The organism is Aquimarina algiphila, assembly GCF_007489275.1.
In the GTDB taxonomy this organism is placed as follows: domain Bacteria; phylum Bacteroidota; class Bacteroidia; order Flavobacteriales; family Flavobacteriaceae; genus Aquimarina; species Aquimarina algiphila.
In genome coordinates, this window is record NZ_VLNR01000232.1 from 1 (window position 1) to 275 (window position 275).

Annotated in this window: 1 protein-coding gene; it reads right to left on the bottom strand. The window is 37.5% G+C overall.

All coding sequences use genetic code 11. The features are described 5' to 3' along the window. A partial coding sequence (locus tag FOF46_RS31150) for a helix-turn-helix domain-containing protein (RefSeq protein ID WP_143919297.1) occupies positions 1-123 on the bottom strand: 123 nt, incomplete at its 3' end. Between the last annotated feature and the right edge of the window lie 152 nt (positions 124-275).

Here is a 275-nt window from a genome sequence, read left to right on the forward strand (position 1 = left end):
GTACTTGCGAACTGTATTACGGGAGATCCCTAACCGCTTACTGATTTTTCGCTTACTAACCCCTTGGGTATAGAAACGATATAACTGCTTTATTTTTCGCATATCTAAGTGTGTGTTTGCCATGGTTATTGTGATTACGTATAACCATACAAGTTATTTAATACACACACTTTTGGGGGTGGGTCAATTTAAACAAGAATAGGTGGGTCAGTTTAAATAGGATTTACTGGGTCAATATAATAGGAATAGGTGGGTCAGTTTGGCAAGAATTTCCA